The sequence below is a fragment of the Arthrobacter sp. BF1 genome, assembly GCF_056680215.1.
Genome location: NZ_CM155271.1, coordinates 1,162,696 through 1,176,463 on the forward strand (window position 1 = coordinate 1,162,696; position 13,768 = coordinate 1,176,463).

The 13,768-nt window shown below is 63.3% G+C and carries 12 protein-coding genes and 1 pseudogene; 3 read left to right on the forward strand and 10 right to left on the reverse strand.

The window, feature by feature from the left end:
* Positions 1–139: 139 nt before the first annotated feature.
* The 8 genes from AC1MCD_RS05590 to AC1MCD_RS05625 form a co-directional block, all read right to left on the reverse strand.
* Entirely contained in the window at positions 140–766 is a 627-nt protein-coding gene (locus AC1MCD_RS05590; RefSeq protein WP_498676629.1) for a hypothetical protein, read from the reverse strand.
* A 333-nt stretch (positions 767–1,099) separates the two neighbouring features.
* A complete protein-coding gene (locus AC1MCD_RS05595) occupies positions 1,100–2,404 on the reverse strand; it encodes a Wadjet anti-phage system protein JetD domain-containing protein (RefSeq protein ID WP_498676630.1) in 1,305 nt (434 codons plus the stop codon).
* Positions 2,397–5,801 carry an ATP-binding protein gene (locus tag AC1MCD_RS05600; RefSeq protein ID WP_498676632.1) on the reverse strand — a complete coding sequence of 1,135 codons (3,405 nt, stop codon included), beginning with the start codon at positions 5,799–5,801 and terminating at the stop codon, positions 2,397–2,399. The genes AC1MCD_RS05595 and AC1MCD_RS05600 overlap by 8 nt, the downstream gene beginning before the upstream one ends.
* Positions 5,798–6,427 (reverse strand): DUF4194 domain-containing protein, encoded by a 630-nt coding sequence (locus tag AC1MCD_RS05605; RefSeq protein ID WP_498676633.1) that lies wholly within the window; start codon positions 6,425–6,427, stop codon positions 5,798–5,800. The genes AC1MCD_RS05600 and AC1MCD_RS05605 overlap by 4 nt, the downstream gene beginning before the upstream one ends.
* A complete protein-coding gene (locus tag AC1MCD_RS05610; RefSeq protein ID WP_498676635.1) occupies positions 6,424–7,893 on the reverse strand; it encodes a DUF3375 domain-containing protein in 1,470 nt (489 codons plus the stop codon). The genes AC1MCD_RS05605 and AC1MCD_RS05610 overlap by 4 nt, the downstream gene beginning before the upstream one ends.
* Positions 7,894–8,012: 119 nt before the next feature.
* Positions 8,013–8,198, reverse strand: coding sequence for a hypothetical protein (locus tag AC1MCD_RS05615; RefSeq protein WP_498676637.1), 186 nt, complete (start codon positions 8,196–8,198; stop codon positions 8,013–8,015).
* Positions 8,195–8,461: a type II toxin-antitoxin system Phd/YefM family antitoxin gene (locus AC1MCD_RS05620; RefSeq protein WP_498676639.1), complete on the reverse strand. Its 267-nt coding sequence runs from the start codon at positions 8,459–8,461 to the stop codon at positions 8,195–8,197. Before AC1MCD_RS05620 ends, AC1MCD_RS05615 begins: the two co-directional genes overlap by 4 nt.
* Positions 8,462–8,509: 48 nt before the next feature.
* Positions 8,510–9,277 carry an alpha/beta fold hydrolase gene (locus AC1MCD_RS05625; protein ID WP_498676640.1) on the reverse strand — a complete coding sequence of 256 codons (768 nt, stop codon included), beginning with the start codon at positions 9,275–9,277 and terminating at the stop codon, positions 8,510–8,512.
* 280 nt (positions 9,278–9,557) lie between these two features.
* Here AC1MCD_RS05625 and AC1MCD_RS05630 point away from each other — a divergent pair, with 280 nt between their 5' ends.
* The 3 genes and pseudogenes from AC1MCD_RS05630 (at position 9,558) to AC1MCD_RS05640 (ending at position 11,141) form a co-directional block, all read left to right on the forward strand.
* On the forward strand, positions 9,558–9,761 hold the full coding sequence (locus AC1MCD_RS05630) for a cold-shock protein (RefSeq protein WP_066274236.1): 204 nt from the start codon (positions 9,558–9,560) through the stop codon (positions 9,759–9,761).
* Between the two features lie 127 nt (positions 9,762–9,888).
* Positions 9,889–10,554, forward strand: a pseudogene (locus AC1MCD_RS05635) (plasmid pRiA4b ORF-3 family protein).
* Positions 10,554–11,141, forward strand: a complete 588-nt coding sequence (locus tag AC1MCD_RS05640; protein WP_498676643.1) for a hypothetical protein — start codon at positions 10,554–10,556, stop codon at positions 11,139–11,141. Before AC1MCD_RS05635 ends, AC1MCD_RS05640 begins: the two are co-directional and overlap by 1 nt.
* 8 nt (positions 11,142–11,149) lie before the next feature.
* Here the strand turns inward: AC1MCD_RS05640 and ctaD are convergent, their stop codons facing one another.
* Positions 11,150–12,895, reverse strand: coding sequence for an aa3-type cytochrome oxidase subunit I (ctaD, locus tag AC1MCD_RS05645; RefSeq protein ID WP_498676645.1), 1,746 nt, complete (start codon positions 12,893–12,895; stop codon positions 11,150–11,152).
* Positions 12,896–13,018: 123 nt separating this feature from the next.
* On the reverse strand, positions 13,019–13,768 hold the full coding sequence (locus tag AC1MCD_RS05650) for a FadR/GntR family transcriptional regulator (RefSeq protein WP_498676648.1): 750 nt from the start codon (positions 13,766–13,768) through the stop codon (positions 13,019–13,021).

Here is a 13,768-nt window from a genome sequence, read left to right on the forward strand (position 1 = left end):
ATGTAGGGGTGCAAGGGATCGGCGATGAGGAAGTCGATGCCGCGGGCCAGCAGCATCGCGCCCGGCAGATGCTGGATGGCGTAGGCGATGGCCTTGCTCAGAGCAGTCCCGCTGGGTGCATAAAATCGTTTGGGAGAAGCTAAGGCGCTGTTGGAGCCAGCGTAGGACAGTAGCTGGAATGACTTACGCCTGTGCCTGAATCGACGTCGTAGACGACACCGTTGACTCCCCGAACGTAGAATTTGAGTCCGCTGTTCAGGTACGGGTTGCATTGAAATTCATTTTTCAAAAATGGAGTCAAGACGAGGAAAAGCCGAGTTGAACCTGCCACGTCTATCTTTCGCGGCATTGGGCAGTTCTCTGTCTCATTCCTCCCCGGCTGTGCGGGCAACGAAAGGCAAAATACAGTGGGTACCGCCACTCGTTCAGACGCAGACTTGTAAAAACCAACTTCCTCAATAGCGCCGGAGTAACGGCCGGAGTTTGTGACGTCGACCCTGGCGTACAACTCTTTCGGTGCCGTCGTTGCATCCGCTGCTATGTTGCTCCCGCGTGAGACTTCGAACATTTCCTCCTTCGCAGTGTCATAGATGCTCAGTGAACTACTCAGGGCAAAACCGGCACTTTCCTCCTGCCACCGCTCTTCGGCAGCTGCCAGCGACTGCTTTTGAACTTCCACTGCGTTGTTGTTTACAACTAGCGCACCTATAGACGCTGCTAAGGCAAGCGACGAAATGATGATCGGAAGAGCCTTGCTTGTTTCCACTGTCTGGAGGTCCTTCCTTAGCGCAATTACTTCTTCGGTCGTCAGGCTACCTGACGGCAATCAGCAAAGAGGCGGGCACTCAATTGTGTCGCACTTAAACCTCGTGGTCCTCTTGGAAATGAAGACAGGGCACCCAGCCCGATCAGGCCAGCCCGCAAGGGTCCGTCTCCGGTCGAAGGTCCCCGCCAGCGCTTTCACGGCAGTCGAACTGCAGCTAGCTAAGGAACCACCGCACCAGCCGACCGAGGACCCGCAAGGGCAAGGTCCGCGAGGAGCGAAGATCAAGGCCCGCTAGTCCTTTGGGACGGGGTCAGCCGTGGTCATGCCCCAAGCTTAGGGTTTCGAACGGTCCGGGTTCGAGGGTTTCGACGAGCCTATGTAGCGGGTCGCCCAGTCCCAGCTGATCAGCTCCTGCTCCAGCCTGACAGCCGTCCCAAAGGCGTCGGTGCGGAGTCCTTCATAAAGCGCTGACTCCTGTGCCGTCAGCCGGCTGAGCGGAGCCTTGGACGGCGAGGGCTCCGTGACCCAGGCTTCGCGGTGAGCCTGCAGGGTGGCCTCGTCCATCAACAGGCTCACCACATGCGGGTGCACTGAGCGCAGCTGGTCCAGGATCCGGAACCCGTGAGTGTCCAGGTCCCCCCAATACAGGACTTCGCAGTCCCGCAGCCAGCCAGCGTCCCGCAAGGACGAGAACCCGTAGCCTGCACCATAGATCGCCAGAGTGCCCGGACGCTCCGGAAGAGCCAGGAAGTTGACCAGGTTTTCAGTGATAAGCACTGTTGTGACGGGCAGGCTCAGCGTGCTGAACGCGGCTGCGGTGACGGTGAGATCACGCGCCTGGCCGAGCAGCGGAATGTCCGGATCCAGCAGGCGGAACCGCACCAGTTCGGGTGGGTGCAGGAAGGCGTGCCGCGCAGCGAAACGCGCCGCCGGCGTCCGGGCGGGCGTCAGCCCCAGCATCGAACCGGGTTCCGCAGGCACCTCGGCAAGGGGTTCAGCGGCTTCGTCGGCGTCGGGCCGGGATCGTAGCCCGGCGGCGAGCTCGCTGATCACAGCCCGGTGGTTTTCGACGAATTTGGTGTGCACGCCCGGAAGGCTCAGCTGCCGGACGTAGATGCGGGGCTCGGGATTGGCCTGCAGCCACAGTGCCACCCGGCCGGCGGTCAACGCGTCTGTGCCCAACTCCAGCAGCTTCAGCGGCCGCCGCAGCGCCCACTCGCGGAACGACGGGTGAAGGGCCAGCAGCCCGTCGGCGAGTTCAACGAACCGGGCCGCGTCCTTGGCCTTGCCCACAAACGCGATCTCATCTTCCACGGAGGCAAACACGGCCGCTGCCGGCAACTGGTTCGCCCCCACCGTGGTGCGCCCCACCTCCGAGGTTTCCATACTGAACGGACCGGCGGCGCCCAACAGCTCGTCTGCCCATGCGCGGGCCGCAGCGAATTCCCGGAGGAGCGCGGCCGCCGTCGGACGCTTTAACGGACGACGGCGTGGATACAGTCCGCCGGGGTCCAGCACCTCGCGCAGCAGCGAACCGCTGCCCCAGGCCTTCAGCGACTGCGCCCGCAGATCAGCCAGCGTGGTCCAGCCTTGTGCCTGACCCGCCCGCGTACTGGCAGCCGCACGCGGCTCAGGCACGCCGGTCCCGCTCGTCGCGATACTCCTGGATGGTCATGTTGCGCAGCTGGGAATCGTCGCCGTTGGTGTTGGCCACGAACCCCACGTGCGAGACGAAGGGCTCGATGACGTGGATCTTCTGCAACGGCGTGACAATCAGCAGCTGCAGCTTCATCCGCTGGAACAGCTCCAGGCCGTACCGGGCTGACTCGTCCGAGCCGCGGCCGAACGCCTCATCGATCACCACAAAGCGGAAGCTCCGCCCGCTGCCGGCGTTCTTGCCGGCACCTTTGCCGGACGCCAGCCCGAACTGGAACGCCAGGGCCGCCGCGAGAATCGTGTAGGCCAGCTTCTCCTTCTGGCCACCGGACTTGCCGCCCGAGTCGGTGAAGTGTTCAAACTCCTCCCCGGTTTCGGTCCATTTCTCCGAGGCGGAAAACGTGAACCAGTTCCGGACATCAGTGACTTTTGCGGTCCAGCGTTCATCGAGCGTGGTGTAGCCGTCGCGGCCACGGAACCGCTCGATCAGGCGCGCCACCTGCAGGTACTTCTGTTCGGAGTACTGGTCATCGTCGCCGATGGTGCCCTCCGAACAGGCCCGCAGGTCCATGCCGAACTGCCGCACGTCCAGGTCGCTGCTGTTCTGGTGCTCCAGCTGAATGTGCCGGCCGGTGTTGTACTCAATTCCGGCCAGGGACACGTTGATTTCGCCGATCCGGTTTACGATGTCCTGCCGGCGGCTGTCCAGGAACGCGTTGAACGCCACCACCTCGTGGATGGTGTTCTGGTTCAGCGACTCCTTGAAGTGGGCCTCGAACCGTGGAAGATCGTTGCTGACTAGCCGCTCCAGCAGCGTCCCGAAGTCCGCGGCGGCCTCCAGGGCGGCGTCGATCTCCGTGGTCTCGTTCGGGTATTTGTTCCGGAACTCAGCCATGAGCCTGACGGTCTTCTCGGCGGTCCGTCCGATCTGCTTGGACAGTGCGTCGATGGAATCGGTCAGCCCGTTCCGGACCGCACTTTCGATGGTGCCGGTGTTCTTGTAGGTGAGCGGTTTGCCGGCGAGTTCCGCGGCGGCGAGCTGTGCGACGGCGGCCAGTACGCCTGCGTCGTCCATCAAAGGGGTCTCCCTCAGAACGTCGCGGCAGTCCTCGATCGCCTCGGCGATGTCCTTGGCGGCGCCGCCGTTGGAGCCGATCCGGCGCTGCACGTCATCGGCCTTCGTTTGGAGGCGGTCCAGCTTTCCGGTGAGCTCTGTTTCCTTCGCCGTCAGCTGCCGCAGCACGTCGCTGGTGGACTCCAATTGGGCCTTCTCAGCCTTGAGCTCCTCGATCCGCCGCGCGGTCAGCTGCCAGCTGAGCTCGGCGAAATCGGATACCGCTCCGATGATGCCCAACTGCTGGTTTTGCCGGCCGATAGCACCCAAGGCATCGTTGACCCGCATCAACTGGCCGGCAAGCACGCTGAGCTGGCCCTGGACCTCATCCTGTTCGGCACGGAAGCGGCTGATTTTGTCCAGGTTGTCCCAGCCCAAGACGTAGTTCCGCCGGTCGGCGATGTCCTGCCGGTCATCCTTCTCATGCCGGCCGCGGCCGCCCTTCAGCTGGCCGTTGGCGGTGAGGGCCTTGGAGCGGCGGCGGAAATCGTCCAAGGTGTCACAGCAGAAATAGTCGAAGCGGCTGCTGAGCTCGTCCAGCAGGAAATTGCGGAACGGGGTGCCTTGCTTGATGGCGATCTTTGCTGTGAGCGTGCCCGCCTCGGCCGGCTTTGGCGCGTACGATTCGCCGATCTTCAAGTAAACCAGCCGGCCGCGCAGGTTGTTGCCATCCACCCAGCCGCTCACCGCCGCGTAGTGCTGCGAGGGCACCAGCAACGACAATGCAAAGCCGCGCAGGGTGCGTTCGGCGGCGCCCTCCCAAGCCGCTTCGCCACCGCGGACCCGCAAAAGCTCACCAGCGTAGGGCAGCTCGGACTCGGCGATGCCGGTCCCGTCACAGAGCCGACGGCGGAGCTCCACCTGGGGGCGCGGAAGCAGGTTGGGGCGGGCCTGCAGGCTCGTCAACTCCGCGGCGATGTCCGCAGCGCGGCCGGTGAGCACCGTGTGCGTCATGGTCAGCTCGGTGCGACTGTCCTGGACCTCGTTGGCGCTGGCGGCGAATTCCTTTTCGACGTCGGCGAGCCGGGCCCTGTTGGCATCGAACTGGACGCGGTCCGCGGGGGCCGGAAGGCCAAGGTCCCCGGCCGCTTCGGCGTACTTTTCGAACCGCACACGCTGCGACCTGGACTCCTCGCCGAGGCGCGCAGCCTCGGCCTCGATGGCGGCCAGCCGCCCGCCGCCGTTGCTGCGGATGTCCTCCTTGACGGCGGCCAGGTCGAGGCGGAGCTGGGTGATTTCGGTGGCCAGCTTGCCGCCGTCCTCCTGCAGCCGCAGCCCGGTCTTCTGCAGTTCCCCCTGGTGCTCGATGCTCAGCTGCAATTTCTGGTCCGTGAACCACGGGTGGAGCTGGTCCCGTTGCTGGCGGGCAAGCTCCTCATCCCGGCTCAGCGCGGCGTGCTGGGAGGCGCCCTCTGTGATGGGGGTGAGCAGGGCGATCTGGTCCTTGGCGCGGAGGACGGCGTCGTGGGCTTTTTTCAGGTCGTCGAAGTGGTGGACGAGGTTGCCGATCCGGGCCTCGACGTCGTCCTCCTCAAGCATGTTGGTCCGCACGAAATTGGTGATGTTTTCCACCTGTTTCATGGACACCGTGCGGTGGAAGAGCTCCATGGCCTGGTTGCCGCTGATGCCGAACTGCCGCTTAAACGCCGCCGCGTAGGGCTCGAAGGTTTCATGGACGGAAGCGCCCGCGGCCTTAAGTTGCTTCTTCAGCTTTGCGGGATCCTGGCCGAAGTTGGCGAAGTCTCCTGCGACGGACTGCTCGCCTTCCATCAGCGAGTAGAAGCGGTTGGGCTGGCCGGCTTCCTGCGTGGCCCAGAGGGTGATGGCCAGCGTGACCGACTTGCCCAGGACTGCGTTGTGGAAGACACCCAGAACCACCGTGAGCTTGCCCGTGCCGCGGAGCGCCACGGGTTTGGAATATTCGCCGCCGGCGCTGCGGGTGCTCTTGTGGAAGCCCCGCACATAAGACATCAGGGTGCGTTCTTTCTTCTGCGCGCCCGCGGCCTTGTTGTATTCGATCCTGTTGGCCGGCAGCAGCAGCGTGGTGATGGCATCCACCACCGTGGACTTGCCGGAGCCGATATCACCGGTCAGCAGGCTGTTGGAACCGTCCAGCCGGAACGTGCGCACCTCCTGGTGGAACGTGCCCCAGTTGAGCAGTTCCAGACGATGCAGCCGGAAGCCCGGGGGAGTGCCGGCGTCGTCCGCTTTTTCATCCAGGCTGAACAGCATCTCCTGCTGGTCAGTGGTGGTTTCGGTGCTCATGCGCGGTCCTTATCTGTGCTGCCGGTGCCGGCAGCGGTGCCGGCGAGCGTGGCACGGTAATCGGCCAGCCGCGCCTCAAATTCCTCGAGCCACTGGGCGTCCACGTAGGCCTTCAGGATGCGTGCCACTTCGTAGGTCCCCACTTGGCCGCGCAGCTTCCGAAGGAAGCCCAGTTCCACGACTTTTTTGATGTTCGTGCCGAGCTGATCAAGGATCCGCGCCTGGTTGCTGGACTCCGGCAGGAAGACGGAGACCATGTCCGCGATGTCCTGCTCCGTCATGATCAGGCGCAGTTCGCTGCTATTGGTATCGAACTCGAGCATCCTGCCGCGCAGCAGGGCCAGCAGGAGGCTGACATTGAACGTCAACGGGCGGCGTGGGATCAGCCGCGGCAGCGTGCCGTCGGGATCCTCGCGCGATTTCAGGAAGGCGTAACCTTCGGACTCGTCCAGGATCAGGTCAAGGCCCAGTACAGCCACGTAGTCGCGGACGTGGGAGGCCAGACCCAGCAGCGACTGCCAGGCTTTTTCGTCTGAATCGGCGTACACCACTCCTTTGAAGAGCCTGGTCACAACGCCCGGAAGTTCCTCGGGAGTGTGTGTTTCGGGTGCATCGATGGGGGTCATGCGGGCCTCACGAAGATGATCTGTTCGACGGTGGCTTCCCGGATGCTGCCGTCCGGGAGCTGCCAGGACAATTGCTGTGACTCGTCAGGGTTGATGGATGCCCAATCCGATTCGGTGGCGAGCTGGTAGTAGGCCACGATCTCGGCCAGTCCCTGGGAGAGGGGATGGGCGGCCGCAACGTCCCCGAGGGTGGCCTGCTCGGCGCCGGCCAGGACGTCGTCGATGTTGGACTTCAGCCGCTCAGTGTCCACGTGGAACTGGCTGAACAGGGCGCCCGCGTCCACGTCGGCATCGTTTGCCGCCACCACGACGTCGTCCACCATGATCCGCCGGCTCGGCTCGTACAGCGGCCGTTCGAAGGGGAGCGCCACGTCCACGGTCTGTGCCGCGATCTCCATGAAGACGCCCGACGGCGGCGCCTCCCGGGTGCGGAGCGCGGCGGATTCGATGCTCCTGATGAGCTGCATGATGCGCTTGTTCTCGAGGAAAACCTTGTCGTCCAGGAGCCGGCGCATCTGCTGCGAGAGCTGGCGGACAGTGGCCTGGGTCTGCTCGACCGCGGGCAGCCAGTCCTGGTGCAGGTTGGTTACCGCGTGCAGGTTGTCCAGCTTGCCAAGGGCCTCGATCCGGGTGGCCCGCTGAAGCAGGTCCCGGAGCTCGGTGCGCAGCTGCGGGGACATCAGGTAATCCCAGAATCCCTGGAAGGTGCGCCCTTGGAGGGAACCGCTGATGTCCTGCTGATTGGCGAAGATGCTCGCCAGGAGCTCACCCTGCGTCCCGTCCCAGGTGGCGATCTGTTCACGGACCTGCCGGTCCAGTTTCCGGAAGTTTTGCTCCACCTCCCGGAAATCAGAGAGCAGATCCTTGGCCAGGGTGGTCAGCTGCTGGAAGTGGTCCAAGGCTTCCGGGGCGGTCATCACGCGGATGTTGCCGTCGCGGATGCGCTGCATCTCGGCGTCGATCCCGTCCCTCTGGCGCTGGAGCTCGGCCAGCCTGACTTCCGGATCGGTTTCTGACTGCTGGACCAGCGCCTTCAGGACTGCGAATATGCTCGTCAGCCTGGATTGGGTGGCCACAAAGTCCCGCCCGCTCAGGCTCTCCACCCAGCGGACCACGTCCTCCGCGGCGGCCGTCAGGTCGTAGCGGGGCTCGTCCTGGCCCGGCACGTAATACTTCCGCAGCCAGGCCCGTTCCGGGGCGGCCCATTCGTCCAGGTACTCGCCGGCCGGACGCGGGAACCTGTCCTCGCCGAAGACTTCACGGAGGCCGAACAGGACGTCGTCGAGGTGGTCGATCAGTTCCTGGCGGCCGATGTCGCGCTGGTTAGGCCCGGTGAACGCCCTGATGAAGAAGCTAACGGCCAGCGGGGCATGCTGAGCGCGGAGCAGGGACCAGCCTGCGTGGTTCTCACGCAGAGCGTTGATGGCGTAGAAATCCATGGCGTCCTCATACAGGGTGGCGGTCATTCCTAAGCTACACGGAGCCGCCGACAATCTGCGGGGACCACAGACTCAGCCGTCGGGGGACAGGACGCTAAGGCCGGAGTCGACGGCGGCAGCCAGGAGTTCTGCGTGGTAAGCCACCATCAAGTCGGACTGCAGACGGATGGCGGCGGCCAGGTGAATGGCATCGGCGCTGCGAACAGCAGCATTGAAGCCACTAAATGATGGCCTTGGGCTGTGGCGGCGGAGAGATACTCGGCTGCGCTGACGGATTCCTCTTCCTCCACCACGAGTTTGAGGACTGCCGACGTGTCCAGGGAAATGATCACCGGTCTCCACGCAGGTCAGCCATGATCTCGGCGGTGCTCGCCTCGGACCTGATACGAGGCAAAGACAGGAAATCGATGGGCCCGGTGACGGCTGGCCGGACCTGGCCAGCCAGCAAAAGCCGTTCAAAAGGAGACACCGAGGGTGGGATGAGCGTGGCAGCTACTTCGCCGTTGTTTGTCACCTCGATGGTCTCGCCATTTTTGACGCGCTCCAGAATCTTGCTGCTCTGATTGCGCAACTCGCGGTGTGGAATGGTTGTCATGACTGCCTCCGTAGCAAGCGGAGCAACAAAAGCTGGGTTTCGGCAGGCTCAACTGCCGGAGCCCTCGGCCTGACCCCAGTGCCGCCTCAGCATCTCGGCCAACCGCTCCGGTTCGATCCGGTGTGGCGGGTCAAAATGGTGGCATCTCGGGAACACTTCGAGGTGGTAGTCCGGGAAGAAGACCCGCGACAGCCTGGTGGCGATGTCGCCGAAGTCGTCGGGATTGCTGTGGCCGCCGAGGGCGAAGAAGACGGGCCGGCTGAAAGCGGCCAAGCGCCCCCTCTCCAGGTCATAGGTTTTGAAGGCACGCAGAAACGCCTTGATGCCGGCCGGCCGATTGACCATCCACGAAGGCAAGGGATCCGGCGGCGGCGGGATGACGACGTCGGGCTTAACTCCCAGCCTCGCGAAGGTTGGCAGGAACTGCTCCGGCGGGAGTTTCTCCAGCTGCTCGTACTGCTTCCGGAGCTCCGCATAAGCATGGCTCCAGTCCCATTTGCCGGCCCAGGCGGGCTCTAGCAGCGACAGGCTGAGCAGCCTGCCGGGGTGTTTTGCCGCGAAGGCCAGCGCCACCGTGCCACCGGCTGAATAGCCCGCCAAGTGAAACCGCTCCCATCCAAGGGCGTCGGCTTCGCGGAGCACTCCGTCGATCTCTGTGTCCAAGCTCCAGTCCACTGGCAACTCGTCCTCGGCGTAGAGCTCGAGATCTTTGGCGACCGCATCGACCTCTGCCCCGAGGGCTGTGATGAGTTCGGCGTACGCGGCGTGAGCGGGGAGGCCGGCCCCCGGCAGAAGAATGGCCCGAATCGGTCCCATGAAAGAACGCTACGCCTGGCTTTGGGCCGGCTCAACCACCGGTTTATCGGGGCGACTGCAGCCTCAGCTGCCCGGCCCGGGCCGCGTTTGGTTGCTGTTGGTAAATAACGCCCGAAAACTCCTGTACTGTTGATCCTGTTGTTGTGTTTATGCAGTTGGTAGTTCAGGCAGTACGCGCGGTCGAAAGTCCGCGTTCTTCTGAAGTAGCGGTTTTGAACACCCCACACCGGAGGACCCGAAAGTCGGGACTTTTCCTCTACCTTCACGAAGGACAAAAATAATGGCTACTGGTACCGTCAAATGGTTTAACGCTGAAAAGGGCTTCGGCTTCATTTCCCCCGATGACTCCTCACAGGACGTTTTCGCACACTACTCTGCGATCGCTTCCTCCGGCTTCCGCTCACTCGAAGAGAACCAGAAGGTCTCCTTCGAAACCGAGCAGGGCCCCAAGGGTCCCCAGGCCGTAAACATCCAGTCCCTCTAATTCTTTAGAGATTCTGGGGCCTTAGGGTTTCATATTTCAAAGCAGGGCCGGTCTTCTGACCGGCCCTGCTTTTTTGTTAACCCCAGCGTGATCTCAACGCTGTGGCGGCTCTGGCACAATGGCCTGCATGCCCGAACCCGCAACTGTTGCCGCCCATGACCTCCGGATCAGCATCGAAGACACCAAACCGCTGATTTGGCGAAGGTTGCAGGTGCCCACCACACTGTCGGTTCCCGAGTTTCACCTTGCCGTGTAGGCCGCATTCGGGTGGGAAAACGCTCACCTCTACGCGGTTCGGTGCATGGACCCCGCTGGAAAGCTGCGCACGGTCATTGGCCCCGACGACGCAACGGAAGATCTAGACGCGGAGCCCGCGTCCGGCGTCGTACTTTCCCAGCTGCTGGACGCCCGGACGCCGGGAACCGCATTTGAATACGAATACGACTTCGGCGACAGCTGGAGCCACCGCGTGGAGCTGCTTGGCCCGGCGGAACTCGGAGCTGGCGAGCTGATGTGCGTCGACGGTGCCAGCCGGGGTCCCCTTGAAGACTCCGGCGGCCCCCACGGCTACGCGAGGCTGCTGCAGATCGTCGCGGACCCCCAGCATCCGGAACACCAGGAAGTGAAGTTCTGGATATACAGGATGGCAGGCGAGTTCGGCGCCAACTTCGATCCCGCGGCCTTCGATATCCATGCCGTCAACCGCAGACTCCGGCTTCTCAGCCTGCAGTGGTGGCCGCAGCCACTCAGCGACGAGGAACGCGACGCGTTCTGCGCCCGGTCCGTTGGTTGATGGAAAACGCATCGCCCGACGGCCTGGAGCTCACCAAGGACGGCTACTTGAAGCCCGCCACGGTCCAGCGCGCCATGGAGGAGCTCGGTTGGAGCGATCCCATCATGGGCAAGGGAAACCGGGAAGCCAATGCGGTGCCCGTTCGCGAGCTCCGCGAGCATCTCATGGATTGGAAGCTGCTGCGGAAGTACAAGGGCAGGCTACTGCTCACACCTCTCGGCAAACGTGGCCTGGAACGGCCTGCGGAGCTGTGGAGACACCTCGTGGAATCCGTTGGCCGGCCGGAGCACGACGCCGTCAGGCTGGTCACCGGACTCTACGCGGAGTGGCACCTCAGCGGCATCGCACCCCCGTCGGGAGAGCGGCCGGAAGTGATTATGCAGGCGCTGCAGGCGGCCGGTTTTGTCACCCGGTCCGGGCACCCCATCCCTCGGGACTGGGCAGTCGAGATCAACTACACAGTGCGCTGGACTTTCAAATGCCTGGACCTGCTGGCGCCCAAAGTGGAGCGTTGGGGCCGAGCAATACTTACCGACGGCGGCGTGAAGTTTCTTCTCGAGGTCCGCGCTATGGGGCGGCAGGGATAAATCGCCAGCTACTCGTCGGGGTCCGGGTTCCGGACGTCCCTGTCGCCAATATCGGCAGCGCCGAGCACGGCGGCTGCGGGACTGTGCGTTGTGTCGTGTTCACGGATGCGGAGCTCCGGGTGGTGCAGGTCAAGCGCCGGGCGCTCTGAACGGATGCGGGGCAGTGACGTGAAGTTGTGGCGTGGCGGCGGGCAGGACGTGGCCCACTCCAGGGAGGCGCCAAAGCCCCACGGGTCATCCACTTCCACCTTCTCGGATCTGCGCGCCGTGATGTAAACGTTCCAGAGGAACGGAATCAGCGAGGCGCCCAGAAGCATGGAGGAAATCGTGGAGAACTGGTTCATCCACGTGAAGTTGTCCTCCACCAGATAGTCCGCATACCGCCGGGGCATGCCCATCACGCCGAGCCAGTGCTGGATGAGGAACGTTCCGTGGAAGCCCACGAACAGCATCCAGAAGTGGATCTTGCCCAAGCGTTCATTGAGCATGGAACCCGTGAACTTGGGCCACCAGAAATAGAACCCCGCGAACATTGCGAAGACCACGGTACCGAACACCACGTAGTGGAAGTGGGCCACCACAAAATAGGTGTCCGAAACGTGGAAGTCCAGCGGCGGCGAGGCAAGGATGATGCCGGTCAGCCCGCCGAAGAGGAACGTGACCAGGAAGCCGATGCTCCACAGCATGGGCGTTTCGAAGGTCAGGGACCCTCGCCACATGGTGCCGATCCAGTTGAAGAATTTGACCCCGGTGGGCACGGCAATCAGCATGGTCATGAACGCGAAGAACGGCAGCAGCACTGAACCGGTGACATACATGTGGTGCGCCCACACCGTCATGGACAACGCGGCAATGGAGATGGTGGCATACACCAGGCCCTTGTACCCGAAGATCGGCTTGCGGCTGAACACCGGGAAGATCTCCGAAACGATGCCGAAGAACGGCAGTGCAATGATGTAGACCTCTGGGTGGCCGAAGAACCAGAACAAATGCTGGTATAGGACGGGACCGCCGTTTTCGGGATCGTAAATATGTGCGCCGAACCGTCGGTCCGCTCCCACAGCGAACAGCGCCGCAGCCAGCGGCGGGAAGGCCATGATCACCAGGATGGACGTGATCAGCGTGTTCCAGGTGAAGATGGGCATCCGCCACATGGTCAGGCCGGGGGCCCGCATGCAGATGATGGTGGTGATGAAATTGACGGCACCAAGAATGGTGCCGAAACCGGACAGAATCAGGCCGAAGATCCACAAGTCACCGCCGACGCCCGGGCTGAACGTGGTGTTGTTCAGCGGCGCGTAGGCGAACCAGCCGAATGACGCCGCTCCCTGGGGCGTGATGAAGCCGGACATTGCAATGGTGGAACCGAAAAGGAAGAACCAGAAGGCCAGTGCGTTGAGCCTCGGGAAAGCGACGTCGGGGGCGCCGATCTGTAGCGGCATGACGAAATTCGCAAACCCGGCAAACAATGGGGTCGCGAACATCAGCAGCATTGCGATGCCGTGCATGGTGAACAGCTGGTTGTACTGCTCTTTGGTCTGCAGGATCTGCATGCCCGGCTGGAAGAGCTCCGCGCGGATCAGGAGCGCCATGACGCCGGCCAGGCAGAAAAACACAAACGCTGTGATCAGATACATGTACCCGATGGTCTTGTGGTCGGTGGTGGTAATCCACTTGACCACAATGCTGCCTTTGCGCCGCGGTACTACCTCAGGGGCTTCGGTCCCTATGCGCGATTGTCCGGTGATGGCCATCTTTCACCTTCCAGATACTTCTGCCCTGCACTAATGGGCCCCTTACATGAGCCCCTAATTGCAGGCTACTCAGGAAATCGGGGTCCGGGAAGAGGCTGCGCCCAGCTCCGCCGCCGGGGCGGTTTAGTGCAGGCCCATTGCGGTGCGAACCTCCTCCAAAATATGGTGCATGGCTGTTTCGGCGCGGGCGGTATCCCCGCCGGCAACGGCCATGGCCACGTCCTCGTGGGCCTTCAAAACTTCGTCCTCGGGCTTGAACGGCATGAGACCCTGCTGGGTGCGGCTGGTGAGGACCTCGGCCACCATCCCTTCCAGCGCCATAAACATCTCGTTGCCGCAACTGCGCAGCAGGAGGCAGTGGAACTCGATGTCGGCGGCCAGGAAGGCGTCGAGGTCGCCGGCCTCGCCGAGGCGCCGCAGCTCTGCAGCCAGCTCCACCAGCCGTGCACGCTCGGCGGCGCTTGCTCGGCGGGCGGCCCCCGCGGCGGCAATGGGCTCGACGGCGATGCGCAGCTCGGTGAGGCTGCCGTACTGGACCTCGCGCCTGCCCGAAGCGAGTCGCCACCGGACAAGCTGCGGGTCAAAGACGTTCCACAGCCTGCGCTCCTGGACCACGATGCCTACGCGGCGCCGCGAATAGACCATGTTCATGGACTCAAGCACTTTCATGGTGTCCCGGGCAACCGTCCGGGACACGCCATGTTCCTGCTGGATGCCCTCCAGGGTGAGCCGGCTTCCCGGCGGAAGGCTCCCGGAAGCGATGGCAACCCCAACCGCCTCCAAGACGCGGCCAGCGGGCGCGAGGTTGGCGCCGCCGTCGTCCGCTTCTTTGAGGTGGTGCTTCCCCGCGTTGTGCATTTCTGTCCCGATCAT